The following is a 19,666-nucleotide window of genomic DNA, read 5'->3' as shown; positions in this document are numbered from 1 at the left end:
GCCACGTCGAGGATGGCGTACAGCTCCTGGGCGTGCACCGGCTCGGCCTTCGGCGCGCGAGCTCGGCGCGCAGCTTCTCGGCGCCCTCGACGGCGGCGCCGCGCCGGCTGGTCAGCAGCAGATCGCGTACGCCGTGCCGGGCGACGAGATGCCGGGCGACGAGCCTGCCGAGGGCGCCGGTACCGCCGGTCACCAGCACGGTCCCCTCAGGGTCGATGGGGGCCGGGATCGCCAGCACGACTTTCCCGACATGCCGGGCCTGCGACATGTACCGGAACGCCTCGGGGGCGCGCCGGAGGTCCCAGGCCCTCATGGGGAGCCGCTGGATCTCGCCCTGCTCGAACAGGCGCAGAATCTCGCGCAGCATGTGACCGATCCGCTCGGGACCGGCCTCGACGAGGTCGAACGGCGTGTAGCGGACGCCGGGCGTGATCGTGTCCGCGTCTCGGATGTCGGTCTTGCCCATCTCCACGAACCGGCCATCCGGGGCCAGCATGGCTAGGGAGGCGTCGGTGAACTCCCCGGCCAGCGAGTTGAGCACCACATCCACCTGGCCGAACTTCTGCGCGAACTCCAGCGTCCGCGAGGAGGCCACATGCGCATCGTCCAGGGGCAGCGATGCCCACTTGCCGGGGCTCGCCGTACCGAACACCTCCGCGCCCAGCCACTGGGCGAGCTGCACCGCCGCCATGCCGACCCCACCGGCGGCCGCGTGCACCAGCACCCGATCGCCTGCTTTAAGGTCGGCCAGATCGACCAGCCCGTAGTAGGCGGTCAGGAACGCCACCGGCACCGACGCGGCCTCCGCGAACGACCAACCGGCGGGCATCGGCGCCACCTGCCGGTGATCCGTGACCATCAGCGGGCCGAACGCGCCGCCGTCGAACAGCCCGAACACTTTGTCGCCGGGGGTCAGTTCGGTGACGCCGGAGCCCACCTCGACGACCACCCCGGCGCCCTCAAGCCCCATCGCGCCGCTCTCGCCCGGGTACATGCCGAGGGCGTTGAGCACGTCGCGGAAGTTCATGCCGGCCGCGCGTACGGCGATCCTGATCTCTTCCGGCCGCAGGGGCGCGACGGCCTCGGGCGCGTCGACGAAGGCCAGGCCGTCCAGCGTGCCCTTGGCACGGCTGTCCAGCCGCCAGGCGGCGCCGTCCGCCGGCGGTGTGAGGCCGATGTCGGGGGCGGGGGTTAGCCGGGCCGCGAGCAGGGTTCCCTCTCGCAGGACGAGCTGCGGCTCGCCACTGAGGGCGGCGGCGGCGATCAGGCTGGTGGAGGCGGCGAGGTCGCCGAGGCCATCGCGGCCGTCGCGGTCGTCGCGATCGTTGCGGCCGTCGCGGTCGTCGAGGTCCAGGAGGACGAACTGGCCGGGGTTCTCGGCCTGCGCGGACCGGACCAGGCCCCACACTGCGGCGCCTGGGAGGTCGCGCCCGCTGTCGGGGGCGATCGCCTTCCTGGTCACGAAGAGAAGCCGCGATTCGGCGAGGCGCGGGTCGGCAATCCAGGTCCGCACCAGGTCGAGCGCACGGTGAACCGCCAAGCGGACCGCGTCGGCTGTGACGTCGGCGGTCGCGTGGGGAGTCGTGTCGGCCGCTGTCTCGGCCGTGGCGGTGGCGTCGCCGGTCGCGGCAGCCGTGGCGTCAGCGATCCCGTCGGCGATCCCGTCAGCCGTGGCGTTGCCTGTCGCGTCGCTGGTGGTGGCGGGGGCGGGCCGGTCCGTGACGGCGGGGTTCACGATGACGAGCTCGGGCGGGTCCTCTCCCGAGTCGATGGCCCGGAGCAGCGCGGCCAGGTCGTCGTATGCCTCGGCGCCGACGATCTCGCCGCCGATGGCCCAGCATCGGCCCAGGGACACCGGCTCGGCCGGGATCGGCGTCCAGTCCAGGCGGTACAGCGCGCGTTCCGCGCCGGGCCGTGGACCGGAGAGCGCGTCGAGGGTGATCTGGCGCAGGACCAGCGAGCCGATCGACACCACCGGCTGACCGAGCGGGTCGGCCGCTTCCAGTCGGAAGGAGTCCTCTCCCATCGGGGTCACCCGTACGCGCAGGCTCGACGCACCGGCGGCGTGCAGTTCCACGTCGGCCCACGTGAACGGCAACGCGGTGTGCTCGGCCGAGGCGGGGCTGAACCCGAAGGCGTGCAGCGCGGCGTCGAGGAGGGCGGGATGCAGACCGAAACGGGCCGCGTCCGCCGCCGCGTGCTCGGGCAGTTCGATCTCGGCGAAGACCTCCTCACCACGGATCCAGGCAGCCCGCAGCCCACGGAAGGTCGGGCCGTAGGGAAGCCCCAGATCGGCCAGCCGCTCGTAGAGTCCGTCCACCTCAACTTGTTGGGCATCGGCTGGCGGCCACGAGCTCGCCTCGAACGCGGCGGCCGGGAAGCCCGAAGAGCCTGTGGAGTCCGAGGAGGTCGGGGCAAGGGCGCCGGTGGCGTGTCTGTCCCAGGGGGCGTCGTCGGTCTGTGAGTACATCGTGATCGTCCGGGTGCCGGAGTCGTCCGGATCACTCACCACGATCTGCAGCCGGACGCTGCCGTGTCCGGGAACGAGCAGCGGCCGCTCCAGGGTCAGCTCCTCGACCTTCCCGCAACCGACCTGGTCGGCCGCCCTGATGGCGAGTTCCACCAGGCCGGTGCCGGGGAACACCGCCGCCTCCCCCACCACGTGATCGGCGAGCCAGGGATGCGAGGAGAGGGACAGCCGGGCGGTGAACAGGAAGCCGCCCGAGTCGGGCAGCTCGACCCCGGCGCCCAGCAGCGGATGGTCCGGGGCGTCCAGCCCGATGGATGAGGGGTCGCCGCTCGACTGCGCGGGGTTCAGCCAGTAGTGCCGGTGCTGGAAGGCGTAGGTGGGCAGGTCCACCCGGCGGGCGCCGGTCCCGGCGAAGAACCGCTGCCAGTCCACCGCCGCGCCACCGGCGTACGCCTGCCCGACCGCCGTCACCACCTGCTCGGCCTCGCCCCGGCCGCGACGAAGCGCCGGTACGAACACCGGCCCGCGCCCGTCCTGGGGCTCGGGCACGCACGCCTGCCCCATCCCCGACAGCACCCCGTCGGGGCCCAGCTCGACGAAGGTCCGTACGTCCTGGCCATGGAGAAAGGCGACGCCGTCGGCGAACCGCACCGCTTCGCGGACATGGCGCACCCAGTACTCGGCCGTGAACTCCTGCACCGGCTCGCCGGTCAGGTTCGACACGACCGGGACCGACGCGCTCCCGTACGACAGGCCCTCGGCCACCTCGCGGAAGGCGGCCAGCATCGGCTCCATCCGGGGCGAGTGGAAGGCGTGACTGACCGGCAACCGGCGGGACTTGGCGAACCGGCCCGCGACCCGCAGCACCGCCTCCTCATCCCCGGACAGAACCACCGAGGCCGGCCCGTTGACCGCCGCGATCACCACTCCACCGGCGTCCTCTTCGCCGACCTCGGCGAGAATCCGCCTGGCCTCCTCCTCTCCGGCCTGGACCGCGACCATCGCCCCGCCGGTCGGCAACGCCTGCATCAACCGGCCCCGGGCCGCCACGAGCGCGCACGCGTCATCCAGCGACAGCACCCCCGCCGCGTGCGCGGCCGCCACCTCTCCGATCGAGTGCCCGAGCAGGAAGTCGGGGACGACGCCCCATGACTCCACCAGCCGATAGAGCGCCACCTCCACCGCGAACAAGGCGGCCTGGGTGTACCCCGTCTGGTCCAGCAGCTCCGGCCGCTCCCACATCACCTCCGTCAGCGGATGCTCCAGCAGCGGATCCAGCCGCGCACACACCGCCGCCAGGTGTTCGGCGAACACCGGACAGGCCGCCACGAGCTCCCGGCCCATCCCCACGCGCTGGCTCCCCTGTCCGGTGAACAGGAACGCCAGCTTCCCGCCGCTCACCACACCGTCGGCCACCTGCGACAGTCCCGCCAGCAGCCCGGCGCGATCCGAGGCGGTCACCACGGCGCGATGTTCCAGAGCCGCCCGCGACGTCGCCAGCGAGTAAGCCACGTCCGACAGAGAAGCGTCTTCCCGCTCCTCCAGGTAGGACCTCAGCCGCTCCGCCTGAGCGCGCAACGCCGCCGCGCTCCTCCCGGAGATCGGCAGCGGCAGGGCCGGCGGAGCCGCCGGGGCCGTTGGCTCTTCGTGCGAGGCCTCGACCGCTTCCAGGACGACATGGGCGTTGGTCCCGCTGATGCCGAACGACGACACCCCGGCCCGGCGCGGGCGCTCGCCGCCGGGCCAGGGGATCGGCTCGGTCAGCAGCCGGACGTTCCCGGCCGACCAGTCAACGTGTGAGGAGGGGGTGTCGACGTGCAGTGTCCTGGGCAGTACGCCGTGCCGCATCGCCATGACCATCTTGATCACACCGGCGACGCCGGCGGCGGCCTGGGTGTGCCCGATGTTGGACTTGACCGTGCCCAGCCACAGCGGCCGATCCTGCGAACGATCCTTGCCGTACGTGGCCAGCAGCGCCTGCGCCTCGATCGGATCGCCCAGGGTCGTGCCGGTGCCGTGGGCTTCCACGGCGTCCACGTCGGCCGGGGACAGCTCGGCGTCGATCAGCGCCTGGCGGATGACCCGCTGCTGGGACGGCCCGTTCGGCGCCGTCAGCCCGTTGCTCGCGCCGTCCTGGTTGACCGCGCTCCCCCGCACGACCGCCAGCACCCGATGACCGTTGCGGCGCGCGTCCGACAACCGCTCCAGCAACAGCAGGCCCACGCCCTCGGCGAACGCCGTACCGTCCGCGGCCTCCGCGAACGCCTTGCACCGCCCATCCTTCGCCAGACCCCGCTGCCGGCTGAACTCCACGAAGATCTCCGGGGTGAAGATGATGGTGGCGCCGCCGCTGATGGCCAGGGCGCACTCGCCCCTGCGCAGCGACTCGCAGGCCAGATGGAGCGCGACCAGGGACGACGAGCACGCCGTGTCCAAGGTGACGGCCGGACCCTCCAGGCCGAGGACGTAGGCGATGCGACCGGACATCACGGCCGTGGAGCCCCCGGTCAGCAGGTGACCCTCGACCCCGTCGGGGAATCCGGCCGGGCCGACGCCGTAGCCGGTGGAGGCGGCGCCGACGAAGACGCCCGTCTCGCTGCCCCGCAGCGTCGCGGGGTCGAGACCGGCCTGTTCGAGCAGTTCCCAGGAGGTCTCCAGCAGCAGCCGTTGCTGCGGGTCCGTGGCCAGCGCCTCTCGCGGGCTCATTCCGAAGAAGCCCGCGTCGAAGTCTCCCGCGTCCGTCAGGAAGCCGCCCGTGCGGACATAACACGTGCCGGCCCGCTCGGGGTCGGGGTCGTAGAGCCGCTCCAGGTCCCAGCTCCGGTCGGCGGGGAACTCCGAGATCGCGTCGCGGCCTTCGGACACCAGGCGCCAGAGCTGTTCGGGATCGTTCACTCCGCCGGGCAGGCGGCAGCTCATGGCCACGATCGCGATGGGCTCGTGCCGCCGGGCCTCCATCTCGTCCATCCGGCGATGGACCGACTGGAGTTCGGCGGTCGCCAGCCTCAGGTATTCGCGGAGCTTGCCGTCATTCGCCATCAGACTCAGACCTCCGTCGCGAGGAGCCAATCGCGTTGTCGAGGATTGTGAAGAGCTCGTCGTCCGTGGCCGACTCGTACTGCTCGGACTCGTCCTGCTCGGACTCGGGCGCCTCGTCCTGCAGGTCGTTCCACTTGCGGACCAGTGAGCGCAGCCGGGCGGTGATCGCGGGGCGGTCGCCGTTCGTCGTCACCGTGGTGAGTGCGGCTTCCAGCCGGTCGACCTCGGCGAGTACGGCGGCGGCGGAGTCCTCGGCGGCCGGGCGGAACGCCTCTCCCACCCGGTCCGCGAGGGCGTTCGGTGTGGGGTGGTCGAAGACGAGGGTGCTGGGCAGGCGCAGGCCGGTGGCGGCGCTGAGCCGGTTGCGCAGCTCGACGCCGGTCAGCGAGTCGAAGCCCAGCTCCTTGAAGGCCCGGTCGGGTAGCACCGAGTCGGGACTCGGGTGCCCGAGCACGCCGGCCGCCTCGGCGCGGACGAGCCGCACGAGCTCGGCCTTGCGTTCTTCCTCGGGCAGGCCGTCGAGCCGGTGTTTCAGTGTCGAGACGCCGGGCTGGGCGGCCCGCCGTACGTGGGTGCGGGTCTGGTCGCGGACCAGGCCGCGGAGCAGCGCCGGCGGCGGGGTGCCGCTCGAGCGCAGCGCGGCGAGGTCCAGCCGGATCGGCAGCAGCACGGGTTCGTCCACTGTCCGTGCCGCGTCGAACAACGCCAGTCCGTCGGCGGAGGGGAGCTGGACGAAGCCGGACCGTGCCATGCCGCTCATGGCGGTGTCGTCGAGGTGCGCGGTCATGCCGCTGCGTTGCTCCCAGAAGCCCCAGGCCAGCGACATCGCGGCGAGGCCGTGCGCCCGCCGGTGCGCCGCCAGCGCGTCCAGGAACGCGTTCGCCGCCGCGTAGTTGCCCTGTCCCGCCTCGCCCAGGACGCCCGCCGCCGAGGAGAACAGCACGAACGCCGACAGATCCAGGCCCTCGGTCAGCTGGTGCAGCTGCCAGGCCGCCTCCGCCTTGGCGCCCACCACCGCGTCGACCTGCTCGGCCGTGAGCGACTCCACCATGCCGTCGTCCAGCGCTCCGGCCGCGTGCACCACGGCGGACAGCCGGCCTTCCGCGCGCAGGCGATCTACGAGCCCGGCCAGCGCCGTACGGTCGGCGACGTCGCACGCCACGATCTCGGCCCGAGCTCCCGAGGCCGCGAGCTCGGCGCGCAGTTCCTCCGCGCCGGGGGTCTCGATGCCTCTGCGTCCCACCAGCACCAGATCGCGTACGCCGTGCTCGGCCACCAGGTGCCGGGCCACCAGCCCGCCGATCATCCCGGTGCCTCCGGTCACCAGCACGGTGCCGTCCCGGTCGAACGGGACCGGTAGCGTCAGTACGACCTTCCCGACATGCCGGGCCTGCGACATGAACCGGAACGCCTCGCGCGCCCGCCGAATGTCCCACACCTGAATGGGCGTCCGCTCGAACACGCCCTCCTCGAACAGGCCCAGGACCTCGGCCAGCATCTCGCCCAGCCGATCCGGCCCCGTGTCGATCAGGTCGAAGGCGGTGTAGCGGACCCCGGGGGCGATCGTCTCCGTGTCCCGGATGTCGGTCTTGCCCATCTCCACGAACCGGCCACCGACCGGCAACATGTCCAGCGAGGCGTCCACGAACTCCCCGGCCAGCGAGTTGAGCACGACATCGACCTGGCCGAACTTCTCAGCGAACTCCAGCGTCCGCGAGGAGGCCACATGGTCGTCGTCCAGAGGCAGCGACGCCCACTTGCCGGGACTCGCCGTACCGAACACCTCGGCGCCCAGCCAGCGAGCCACCTGTACCGCGGCCGTTCCCACGCCGCCGGCGGCCGCGTGCACCAGCACCCGATCGCCTGCTCGCACACCGGCCACGTCCACCAGGCCGTAGAAGGCCGTCAGGAACGCCGCCGGCACCGACGCCGCCTCCGCGAACGACCAACCGGCGGGGATCGCCGCCAGCAATCGCCGGTCCGTCACTCCCACGGGACCGTACGCGCCATCGAGCAGCCCCAGCACCCGATCACCGGGCACCAGATCGGCCACGGCCGAGCCCACCTCCAGCACCACACCGGCGACCTCGCCGCCGATCGGGACGTCGCGCTCCGGGACCATCCCCAGCGCCACGACGACGTCGCGGAAGTTCATCCCGGCCGCCCGTATCGACAGCCGTACCTCGCCCGGTTCCAGCGGGCGGGCCGCCTCCGGGCACGGGACCAGCGCCAGGCCGTCCAGCGTGCCCGCGCCGGTGGCTTCGAGCCGCCACGGCTCACCGCCCCAGGGCGGCAGCAGCGCCTCGCCGGTCGTGGCCCGCGCCAGCCTGGGCACCCATACCGCTCCGCCACGTACGGCCAGCTGCGGCTCGGCGAGCGCCGCCAGCACGGCGGGCGCCGGCACCTCGGAGTCGTCGAGGTCCAGCGTCACGAACCGGCCGGGGTGCTCCGACTGCGCGGACCGCATCAGGCCGAGCACCGCGGCGGCGGCCAGGTCGCTCACGTCCTCGCCGTCCAGGGCGACCGCTCCCCTGGTGACCAGGGCGACCGTGGACTCCTCGAACCGGTCGTCGGCCAGCCAGGCCCGTACGACGGCCAGGGCCCGATGGATCGCGCCCCGCACGTCTCCGCCGCCCGAGAAGGTGACGAACACCAGCTCGGGAGCCGACGGCAAGGAGGCCAGATCGGGATAGACGGGGGCGCCCAGGGCGGCGGCGAGCCCAGAACCCAGCCCGCTCTCACCCGCGCCGGGCGCGACGGCGAGCCCGCCCTCGCCCGCTCCGGGCACGGCGGCGAGCCCGCTCGCGTCCACCACGGCGCAGCGGCTCGGCGAGAGCGATGGCGATGGCGACGGGTCGCCGGTGTACGGCGAGGCGATCCAGCCGACGCGGAACAACGACTCGCGACGCGGATCCGGCGCCGACGACACGAGCGGCCGGGACAGCAGCGACTCCACCGCGGCCACCGGGGCACCCGAGGGGTCCGCCAGCCGCAGCGAGATCTCGTCGGGCCCCGACGGGGTCAGGCGGACCCGCAACGTGGACGCGCCTTCCGCGTACAGCGACAGGCCGGACCAGGTGAACGGCAGGCTCACCCCGGCGGCGGCGTCGTCCAGCAGGGACTCCGCGTGCAGCGCGGCGTCGAGCAGGGCGGGATGCAGGCCGAAGCCCCCCTCCTCCCGCTGTGGCAGGGTGACCTCGGCGAACACCTCATCCCCCAGCCGCCACGCGGCCTGGAGTCCGCGGAACGGCCCGTCGTAGTCCAGACCGCGCTCGGCGAGGCGGTCGTAGACCTCGGTCACGTCGACGGCCTCGGCGCCCGGCGGCGGCCAGGCGGACAGGTCGAAGTCCGCGGCGGGACGCGCGGCCGACACGACGCCGGTCGCGTGCCGGGTCCAGTCCGCGTCGTCCTCGGGGCGCGCGTGCAGCGACAGCGGCCGCCGCCCGCTCTCGTCCGGCGCGTCGATCCGTACCTGCACCACCACGGAGCCCTGCGCGGGCAGCGCCAGCGGCGCCTCCAGGACGAGCTCCTCCAGCAGGGCGCAGCCGACCTGGCGGCCCGCGCTGACGGCCAGCTCGGCGAAGGCCGCTCCGGGGAACAGGACCGTGCCGGACACCGTGTGACCGGCCAGCCAGGGGTGCGAGCGCAGCGACAGGCGGCCGGTGAGGACGATCTCGTCGGAGTCGGCCAGGGACAGGACCCCGCTGAGGAAGGGGTGGTCGGCTGCGGTCAGGCCGGCGTGCACGACGTCGGCCGAGTCGCCGGCCTCCAGCCAGTAGCGTTCGCGTTGGAAGGCGTACGTGGGCAGGTCCACCTTGCGGGCGTCGGCCGCGGCGAACAGGGGCGTCCAGTCGACCGGCGCGCCGTGCGCGCAGGACTCCGCGACCGAGGTGAGGAATCGGGCCGCCGCGTCTTCGTCGCGGCGCAGCGAGCCGAGGGCCACCACGGTGGCGCCCGCGGCCTCGGCCGTCTCCTGAACGGCGGCGGTCAGCGTCGGGTGCGGGCTGACCTCGACGAACATGCCGTAGCCCTGCTGGACCAGGCTCTGGACCGCCTGCTCGAAGCGCACCGGCCGGCGCAGGTTGGTGTACCAGTAGGCGGCGTCGAGCTCCGCGGTGTCGAGCGGCTCGCCGGTCACCGTGGAGCAGAACGCCACCTCGGCCGTCCAGGGCACGATCCCGGCCAGGTCGGCCAGCAGCCGGTCGTGCAGCGGCTCGGCGTAGGCCGTGTGCGAGGGATAGTCGACCGGGATCATCTTGGCTCTGACGTCCTCGGCCTTCAGGAGGTCGAGCAGTTCGTTCAGCGCCGTCGAGTCGCCGGCGACCACGACCGAGGTCGGGCTGTTCAGCGCCGCTATCGACAGGCGATCCGCCCAGGGGGCGAGCCGGTCGAGCGCCTCGGCGGGCGGGAGCGAGACGGCCAGCATGCCGCCGCGGCCGGACAGGTCCTCGGTGATGGCCCGGCTGCGGAGGGCCACGACCTTGGCCGCGTCTTCGAGGGACAGCGCGCCCGCCACGCAGGCGGCGGCGATCTCGCCCTGGGAATGTCCCACGACGGCCTCGGGCTCGACGCCGTAGGAGCGCCACAGGTGGGCCAGCGAGACCATGACCGCCCACGCCGCGGGCTGGATCACGTCCATCCGGTCGAGCGGCCACTCGGGCGCCTCGCCGCGCAGGACGTCCATCAGCTTCCAGTCCACGAACTTCTCGAGCGCGTCCGCGCACTCCGCCATGCGGGTGGCGAACGGCGGCGCGGCGTCGAGCAGGCCGAGGATCATGTCCTTCGACAGGACGGCCTGGCCGGGGAAGACGAAGGCCACTCGGGGGGAGGCGGTCGCCGTGCCGTACACGACGTTCGGGGCGGGGACCGCGTCCGCGACGGCGCGCAGGCCCGGCAGGAGGGCGTCACGGTCGGCGCCGATCACCGCCGCGCGGTATGGGAGGGCGGCGCGCGAGCTGACCAGGGAATGGCCGACGTCGACCGGCGACAGCTCGGGGTCCCGCTCGACGCGGGCGGCCAGTCGCCCGGCCTGGGCCCGGAGCGCCTGCTCGCTCTTGGCCGTGACCACCCAGGGCACCACCGGGCGGGCCGTCTCGTCGCGGGGGGTCTCGGCGCGCGGGTGTTCCTCGATGATGACGTGCGCGTTGGTCCCGCTGACACCGAAGGAGGAGATGGCCGCCCGGCGCGGGGTGTCCTCCGCTGTGTCCCAGGAGAGGTTCTCGGTCAGCAGGGCGATGCTGCCGGAGGACCAGTCCACGTTCGGCGAGGGCTCGTCGGCGTACAGGGTCTTGGGCAGGGTGCCGTGCCGCATCGCGAGCACCATCTTCATCACCCCGGCCACGCCGGCGGCGGCCTGGGTGTGGCCGATGTTCGACTTGATCGAGCCCAGGTAGAGGGGCCTGTCCTCCGGGCGCCCCTGACCGTACGCGGCGAACAGGGCGCGCGCCTCGATGGGGTCGCCCAGCGTCGTGCCGGTGCCGTGCGCCTCGACCACGTCCACCTCGGCGGGCGTCAGGCCCGCGGCGGCCAGCGCCTGAGCGATCACCCGCTGCTGGGACGGACCGTTGGGCACGGTCAGCCCGCTGCTGGCGCCGTCCTGGTTGATCGCGCTGCCGCGGATCACGGCCAGCACCTGGTGGCCGTTGCGGGTGGCGTCCGAGAGCCGCTCCAGCAGGAGCATGCCCGCGCCCTCACCCCAGCCCGTCCCGTCGGCGTCCGCCGAGAACGCCTTGCACCGGCCGTCCGGCGACAGCCCGCGCTGCCTGCTGAACTCCACGAACGTGCTCGGGGTCGACATCACCGTGACCCCGCCCGCCAGCGCCATGGCGCACTCGTCCTGGCGCAGGGCCTGGGCCGCGAGGTGCAGCGCCACCAGGGAGGACGAGCACGCCGTGTCCACCGTGATCGCCGGGCCTTCCAGGCCCATCAGGTAGGAGACCCGGCCGGAGGCGATGCTGCCGTCGCTGCCGTTGCCGATGTAGCCGCCGAGGTCGGCGGGCACGGCGCGGACCCTGGAGCCGTAGTCGTGATAGATGACTCCGGCGAAGACGCCCGTGGCGCTGCCCCGCGCGGAGGCCGGATCGATGCCCGCGCCTTCGAAGGCCTCCCACGCCGTCTCCAGCAGCAGCCGCTGCTGCGGATCCATCGCCAGGGCCTCGCGCGGGCTGATCCCGAAGAAGTGCGGGTCGAACTGCGCCGCGTCGTGGAGGAATCCGCCGGAACTCGTCAAGCTCTTGCCGGGACTGTCCGGATCCGGGTCATAGAGGTCGACGTCCCAGCCCCGGTCCGAGGGGAACGGCGAGATCGCGTCGGTCCCGGCGACCAGCAGCCGCCACAACTCCTCGGGCGTGCCGGCGTCGCCGGGGAAGCGGCAGCTCATCCCGATGATCGCGATGGGCTCGGCGTCCCTGTCCTCGGCCTGCCGCAGCCGGCGGCGGGTCTCCCGCAGGTCGGCGGTGGCCCGCCTGAGGTATTCCAGCAGCCTGGTCTCGTTGTCCACGGCTCATCTCCGGGTCGGGGAAGCCGCCTGGTGACGGGCGACCAGCTCTTCTAGATCACGTACGCCGTCGGCCGGCGTCGGCGTCTTCGCCATGTCCTCCTGGATCCGGACCGCGTTCCGCCCGAACGCCTCGTCCTCCAGCAGCCGCACCAGCCCTTCGCGCAGCGTCCGTGCCGAGAGCTGGTCGGGCTCGATGACCAGGCCCGCTCCCTGCTGGGCTATCTGAAGAGCCATGCCCGTCTCGTCGTAGAGCTGGGCGGGGACGATGAGCTGGGGCACACCCTGGGTGATGGCCGTGCAGGTGGTCCCGGTGCCGCCGTGGTGGACGATGGCCGAGCAGCCGGGCAGCAGGGAGTTGAGCGGGACGAAGTCCACGATGCGGACGTTCGCCGGGACCTTCGCGCCGTCCAGCTGGTTCTCCTTCAGGGTCGCGACCACCTCGACGTCCAGGTCGGCCACGGCCTCGAACAGTTCGGCGGCCCTGACGCTGCCGCGCCCACCCCAGACCTCCCTGCCGGACACCCCTAGGGTGAAGCAGACCCGCCGCCGGGACGGCGGCTCCCTGAGCCAGGCCGGGATGATCGAGGGGCCGTTGTAGGGGATGAAACGGACGCGCAGGTGGTCGTCCTCGCCGGGGAGGCGCAGCCAGGCCGGCATGGAGTCGATCGTGGCCTGGCCGAGGATCACCTCCTCGTCGAAGTCGCAGCCGTACGCGGCCAGCTTCGCCGTGATCCACTCGACCACGGGGTCCTCACGTGGATCGTCCGGCTGCTCCGCCCGCAGCCGGAGGAACAGCGAGCGCATCCGCGCCCAGTGATCGCGGCCGAAGGTCGACCGGACCTGCGCCGCGCCGCACGCCCGGGCGGCCACGGGGCCCGGGAAGGTGATGGAGTCCCAGACCACCAGGTCGGGCTGCCAGCTCCGGCAGAAGGCGACCAGGTCGGCGTACATGGACTCGTCGGTGATGAAGTCCAGGGCCATCGGGGAGCAGAAGGCGTCCAGGCAGTCGCGGACGTACTCGTAGGTGAGCACCTCGGGGCGCTCCTCCGCGATGTCGTATCCGGAGCCGTAGATCTGCCGGTCAAGTGGTGTTTCCAGCAGCCGCTCGGCCACATCGGACTTTCCGCCGACCGATAAAGCGGTCAAGCCGGTCCGGGTAATGGCGTCGACGATGTCCGGCTGGCCGGCGACGATTACTTCGTGGCCCGCGGCTTTCATCGCCCAGGCGATGGGGACCATGAGAAAGAGGTGCGCGTTTGCCGCGTGTTGAGTGAACAGAACACGCATGAACAATTCCTCCAAATTATTTATCGCGTCGAATGGGACGCTACCTATGCGCGGATGACCGCCCGACCCCTAGGGGACCCCTCACGCTCCCCTGTGCGCGGCCGGATGATCGCCCACACGGGAGACAGCGTCGCCACGAGGGCGGAGAGGGTGGCGGAGCAGATCACGGCGAGATAGACCCACGCCGGCCCCGGGGGCATCGGTGAGCCGTTGACCGCCATGGCGAACGGAATCAGGATGGGGGCGACCGCCGCCGTGCCGAGCACGACGCCGACCATGGCGACCACGACGGCCTCGATCCCCACCATCCGCAGGATCTGGCCACGGGTGAACCCGATCAGGCGTTGCAGACGGAACTCTCTGCGCCGCGATCCGGCGCCCATCGCCTGGGCGCTGATCACCGAGATGCCGGCGAAGATGATGATCACGCCGGTGAACAGGTAGTTGATCCAGGCCCGGGTCCGCCCCTGCTCGACCGCGGTCGTGGACGGCCCGACGCCGTCGCTGACCCGCAGCGTGGGCAGGCGGCCCGTCGCCTCGACGAGGTCGGCGCGCAGTTTCCGCGGGTCACCACCGGGCGCCGCCCGGACCAGGATCTGGGTCGGCGAGCCGGCGGTCGTGTGGGCGGCGAGCAGCGTGGCGGGCAGCAGGATCATCTCGCCGCCGGGCCGGTCCGCGAGCAGCGCGACCACCCTCAGGTCCACCTTCGCGCCGTCACCCAGCCGCAGGGTGATCGGGTCGCCGATCCCCCTACCGAGTTCCTGGGCGTGCTGCCGGGTGAGGGCGACGGAATCGCCACGCAGCCCGGTGAACGTGCCCGCCGTGAGGGAGATGTCCGTGACCCCCGCCGCGCCGTCCGCCGTGAGGCCCAGGAGCGGCCAGCCGTGCTCGCTCTGCCAGGGGTCGTACGGGCTCTCGACGAACCCGCTGCTGGTCGCCAGCTCCGACGCCGCCGTGACCCCTGGGACGGACCGGACCCGGCCCAGCAGACCGGGACCGAAGCCGCCGGTGATCACCTGATCGGCCCGCAGGTCCTCCAGGCGGACCTGCCGAACCTGGTCGGCCTGCGTCATCTGCAGATAGATGTTCGCCGTGCTGATGCCGGTCGCGAGCATGATGGGCAGGATCGCGGTGGCCATGCCGAACGGCCGGGCGCAGCTGTTGAGCAGCGCGAGGCGGCCGATGGTCCTCGGCCGGGCGCGTACGGCCCGGCCGACCAGCCCGCTCATCGCCTTGGTCATCCTGGACGCCACCACGGCCACGCCGAGGATCACCACGATCGCGGCGAGGCAGGCGACGCTCACCGCGGCCGACCGGATCATCACCATGGCCGAGCAGATCGTCGTGCCCACCACGCCGAGGCAGATCAGGGCGAGCGCCGCACGCGCCCGGTCGAGCCCGTGATCCTGCGGCACCGAGCTGAGCGCCGTGGCGGGGCGAGGCCGCGCGGCCCGCCAGATCGGGAAGAAGGCGGCCGCCAGCCCGGTGCACAGGCACACCGCGGCCGCGAGCGCGGCCGGGAGCCAGCCCGGGTCGAACCGCAGAGCCGCCGGTACGACCCCGTCGCGCACCAGGTGCCCGAACAGCTGACCACCGAGGTGGCCGCCGAGCACCGTGCCCGCCGCCGTGGCGACCACCGAGATCGTCGCCACCTCGCCGAGCATCATCAGTCGGACGCGGCGCGGCGGCGTGCCCATCGCCTGCAGCAGCGTCAGCTCCGGCGCCCGGTGCTCGACCAGGAGTTTCATGGTGCTGACCAGGACGAGCATGCCGACCAGCAGCGTCGTGCCGCCGATCAGGCCGGCGATGGTGATCAGGTTCTCGCGGCCGGCGCGCGCCTGCGCGAACTCGGCGAGCCCGCGGTCGTCCCCAGTGAGCGTCACCGCGGACTGGCCGCGCAGAGTGGCGCGCACCCGGTCGGCGAGCGCCTGCTCGCCCGTCCCGGGCACGGGGACCACGGCTATCGCGTCCACCGAGTCCGGATGGCCGGACAGCCACCGCGCGTCGTAGGGCGTGAAGAACATCGCGGCCGCCGTGGCCGTACGTCCCGCCGCCGGGGCGACCACACCGCTCACCCGGAAGGTCGCGACGGCGCCGCGGGCCACGATCTGGATCCGGTCGCCCACGTGACTGCCCGATCGGGTGGCGAGCACCGCGTCCAGCACGACGTCTCCGGCCGTCGCCGGCGCGGTGCCGGCCCGCAGCTCGTACGGCAGCAGTCCCGCCGAGGTCCATTCGTGCCCCGTGGCCCGGGGCGTGTCCCCGCCGAGCATGGTGACGGGGATGGAGACGTCGCCGATGGCGTCGGCGACCCCGGGCACCGCCCGCACGGTCGCCAGCAGGGACCGGCTCAGGCGTACGGTCTCGGACAGGTTCGCCCATTCGGCATCGTCGTCGCGGGGGTCGTCGTCCGGCAGCCGGTAGGACGGGTCGCCCGCGACCACCACCGCGGCGCCGGCCAGCCGTTCGGGCGGGAACGCGGCCTGGATCCCCGCCGCCATCAGCCCCGCGCAGGCCGCCACGATGGCGGCGGCGGCGAAGACCGTGGCGAGCACCGCCGAGAACGCGCCCCTGCGGTGGGACAGAGTGCGCAGGGCCAGACGCCACATCAGGTCGGCTCTCCCCGGTCCCACATCGCCAGGTGGGCCATCCGCTCCGCCGCCGCCTTGGTGGGCGGGAGCGCCAGCTCGTCCACGACCCGGCCGCCGGCCATGAAGAAGACGTGGTCGGCGTAGGCGGCGATCCGCGAGTCGTGCGTGGCCACGACCACCGTCTGTCCCGCCCGCGCCGCTTCGCGCAGCAGGCCGAGAACCTGGTCGACGCCGCTGTTGTCCTGCGCGCAGGTGGGCTCGTCGGCGAAGATCACCGGCGCCCGGCCGACCAGGGCCCGCGCGACCGCCGCCCGCTGCTGCTCGGCGAAGGACAGCCGGTGCGGCAGGTCGTGCAGGTGGTCGGTCAGGCCGATCTGCGCGATCACCCGGTCCAGCAGGACGGTGTCGACGCTCCGGCCGGCCAGGTAGCCGGGCAGCGCGATGTTCTCCGCCACGTTGAGCGCGGGCAGCAGGTTGGACCCTTGGAAGACGAAGCCGAGCCGGTCACGCCGCAGCCTGGTCAGCGACGCGTCGTCGAGGTCGGTCAGCTCCTCGCCGTCGAGGAGCACCGACCCCGACGCCGGCCGCTCCAGTCCTGACGCGCAGCGCAGCAGCGTGCTCTTGCCGGACCGCGACGGCCCGATGACCGCGGTGAGCGCGTGTTTCCGGCAGCCGATCGTGACGCCGCTCAGCGCCTCGAAGCTGCCCTTCCTCGTGTTGTACGTCTGTCGTACGGAATTCAACCGCACGATGTCGCCTTCTTCGCTCCTCGGATTGTCCGCAGCTCTGCTCATAGCACGGATGCTAATCGCCGATTCGTATTCAGCGCATCGGCCTGAAGGGCCATCCGTGCCCTCCTCTTCAGGGATGGTTCGGTGGCATGAACGGTACTCGGAACGGAAAATCTGGCTCTTTGTCGGCGGCCATGACATGGCATCAGAATTCTTTGTCGAGAATGGTGAAAAGTTCTTCGGCGCTGGCCGATTCGAGCGTCGGCTCCGCCGGGTCCGCCGGCCGGCCGTGCGCCTCGGCCCACTTGGCCGTGAGCGCCTTGAGCCGGGCGGTGATCCGCGCGTGCCCGTCGGGATCCGGTACGAGCTTGTCCAGCGCCTGTTCGAGCTCGGCCAGTTCGGCCTCCAGCGGCTCGGCGGCCGTGTCGTCGTCGCCGAGCAGTTCGGTCTTGATGAAGGCGGCCACGGCTTCCGGCGTCGGGTAGTCGAAGACGAGCGTGGCCGGCAGGCGCACGTCCGCCGCCGCGCTCAGCCGGTTGCGCAGCTCGACCGCGGTCAGCGAGTCGAACCCCAGCTCCTTGAACCCCCGCACCGGATCGACCGGGTCCTCGCCGTCGTGGCCGAGCACGGCGGCGACGTGGGTGCGTACCAGGCTCAGCAGCAGGCGGTCACGCGCCGCCCTGGACAGCGGCGTCAGCCGATCCGTCAACGAGACGGGCGCGGCGGCGGGGGCCGTGACCGAAGGCGTGGCGGGCGCCCGCCCGACGGGGGCGGTGACCAGGCCACGGAGCATCGCCGGCGGCCCTTCCTCCCGCGACCGCACGGCCGCGAGATCCAGCCGGATCGGCACCAGCGCGGGCTCGTCGAGCGCGAGCGACTCGTCGAACAGCGCCAGCCCCGCCTCGGCCGACAGCGGCAGCAGGCCGGAGTGACGCAGCCGGCGCAGATCGGCCTCGCCGAGCTGGGCGGTCATGCCGCCCACCTCCGGCGCCCACATGCCCCAGGCCAGCGAGAGGCCGGGCAGACCGGCCGCCCTGCGGTGCGCGGCCAGCGCGTCGAGGAAGGCGTTGGCCGCCGCGTAGTTGCCCTGCCCGGCGGCGTCGAGCGTGCCGGCCGAGGAGGAGAAGAGCACGAACGCCGACAGGTCCAGATTTTTCGTGAGTTGGTGAAGATGCCAGGCTGCGTGGGCTTTGGGCTGCCAGACCGTGTCCACCTGCTCGTCCGTGAGCGAGCCGATGACGCCGTCGGCCACGACGCCCGCCGTGTGCACGACCGCGGTCAGCGCACGGCCCGCGAGCAGTTCCGCGAGCGCGTCGCGGTCGGCGACGTCGCACGCCGCGACCTCGACGCGGGCCCCCTGCTCGGTGAGCTCCGCGCGCAGCCGGTCGGCGCCCGGGGCGTCGAGCCCCCTGCGGCCGACCAGCAGCAGGTCGCGCACGCCGTGCTCGGCCACCAGATGCCGGGCCACCAGCGCGCCGAGCCCGCCCGTGCCGCCGGTGACGAGCACGGTGCCGGCTCCGCTGATCGGCGTGGGCACGGTCAGCACGATCTTGCCGGTGTGCCGGGCCTGCGCCATGTACCGGAACGCCTCGGGCGCGCGTCGCACGTCCCAGACACGGGTCGGGAGGGGTGTGAAGGTGCCTTCCTCGAACAGCTTCACCAGCTCGGTCAGGATCTCCTGGGTCCGGTCCGGCCCGGCGTCGGAGAGGTCGAAGGGCGTGTAGCGGACGCCGGGCGTGATCGTGTCCGCGTCTCGGATGTCGGTCTTGCCCATCTCCACGAACCGGCCACCGGGAGCCAGCATGCCCAGGGACGCGTCGGTGAACTCACCCGCGAGCGAGTTGAGCACCACATCCACCTGGCCGAACTTCTCCGCGAACTCCAGCGTCCGCGAGGAGGCCACATGCGCATCGTCCAGGGGCAGCGATGCCCACTTGCCGGGGCTCGCCGTACCGAACACCTCCGCGCCCAGCCACTGGGCGAGCTGCACCGCCGCCATGCCGACCCCACCGGCGGCCGCGTGCACCAGCACCCGATCACCCGCCCGAAGGTCGGCCAGATCGACCAGCCCGTAGTAGGCGGTCGCGAAGACGGCCGGCACGGCGGCCGCGTCCACGTAGGACCAGCCGTCCGGCATGTGCGTCACCATCCGGTGATCGGTCACCGTATAGGGCCCGAAACCCCCCTCGAACAGCCCGAACACCCTGTCTCCTGGAGCGAACCGGGTGACGCCGGAGCCGACCTCGACGACCACGCCGGCGCCCTCGCCGCCGATGGACGTCTCGCCCGGGTACATGCCGAGAGCCATCAGGACGTCGCGGAAGTTGAGTCCGCAGGCCCGCATGGACACGCGTACCTCGAACTCCTCCAAAGGCCGCCGGGCCGCGTCACTGGCGGTCGCCGCCAGGGCGTCGATCGTCCCCGGCTCGGTGATCTCCAGATGCCAGGACTCCGCGTCGGCCGGCGGCTGCAGCAGGCCGTCCTCGCCGGTCCTGGTCAGGCGTGGCGCGAGGGCGTCGCCTTCGCGAAGGGCCAGCTCAGGCTCCTGACCAGTCAGTACGGTGGGCAGCGCCCGGTAGGAGTCCGCCGCGCCGTCCACGTCGACGAGGAGGAACCGGCCGGGGTTCTCGGCCTGCGCGGCACGGACCAGCCCCCAGACGGGGGCGTGGGCCAGGTCGGGCGTGTCGTCGTCGGCCCCGGTCCTCACGGAGTCACCGGTCACCAGCACCAGCTTGGCGGCGCCGAAGCGCTCATCGGCCAGCCAGCTCTGCAGCAGGCCGAGCGTCCGTCCGGTCAGCTCGCGCGCGTCCGCCGAGGGGTCGTCCGACGCGGACCCGTATCCGGCCGAGACCAGCACCGCCGTCGGCGGTGGGCTCAGCGCGGCCAGTGCGTCCAGGTCCGGGACGGCGCGGGCGGAGAGTCCCGCTGCGCGCAGGCCCGTGAGCAACTCGCCGTCGTCGGCGCCGAGCACCGCCCAGTCGTCGCGCGCGCCGCCGATGGCCACCCGCGTCCACTTCACCTGGTACGGCGAGGCGCCCGCCCCGCTCCG

General features: G+C 72.8%; 6 protein-coding genes. All 6 read right to left on the bottom strand.

Annotation, left to right across the window (positions count from 1 at the left end):
• On the bottom strand, positions 1 to 5,509 hold a 5,509-nt coding region (locus tag AB0B61_RS56745; RefSeq protein ID WP_358450498.1), incomplete at its 3' end, for a beta-ketoacyl synthase N-terminal-like domain-containing protein.
• A complete protein-coding gene (locus AB0B61_RS56740) occupies positions 5,499 to 12,008 on the bottom strand; it encodes an SDR family NAD(P)-dependent oxidoreductase (RefSeq protein ID WP_358450495.1) in 6,510 nt (2,169 codons plus the stop codon). The genes AB0B61_RS56745 and AB0B61_RS56740, both read right to left, overlap by 11 nt.
• A gap of 3 nt (positions 12,009 to 12,011) precedes the next feature.
• On the bottom strand, positions 12,012 to 13,295 hold the full coding sequence (locus AB0B61_RS56735) for an activator-dependent family glycosyltransferase (RefSeq protein WP_358450492.1): 1,284 nt from the start codon (positions 13,293 to 13,295) through the stop codon (positions 12,012 to 12,014).
• 44 nt (positions 13,296 to 13,339) lie between these two features.
• On the bottom strand, positions 13,340 to 15,904 hold the full coding sequence (locus tag AB0B61_RS56730; protein ID WP_358450490.1) for an ABC transporter permease: 2,565 nt from the start codon (positions 15,902 to 15,904) through the stop codon (positions 13,340 to 13,342).
• Positions 15,904 to 16,680, bottom strand: a complete 777-nt coding sequence (locus AB0B61_RS56725) for an ATP-binding cassette domain-containing protein (protein ID WP_358450488.1) — start codon at positions 16,678 to 16,680, stop codon at positions 15,904 to 15,906. The genes AB0B61_RS56730 and AB0B61_RS56725 overlap by 1 nt, the downstream gene beginning before the upstream one ends.
• A 142-nt stretch (positions 16,681 to 16,822) precedes the next feature.
• Positions 16,823 to 19,666: SDR family NAD(P)-dependent oxidoreductase (locus tag AB0B61_RS56720; protein WP_358450486.1), on the bottom strand; the 2,844-nt coding region annotated here is incomplete at its 5' end.

It is taken from the genome of Nonomuraea sp. NPDC049158 (assembly GCF_040648335.1).
Lineage (GTDB): Bacteria > Actinomycetota > Actinomycetes > Streptosporangiales > Streptosporangiaceae > Nonomuraea.
This window is presented reverse-complemented; position numbering and strand designations above follow the sequence as displayed.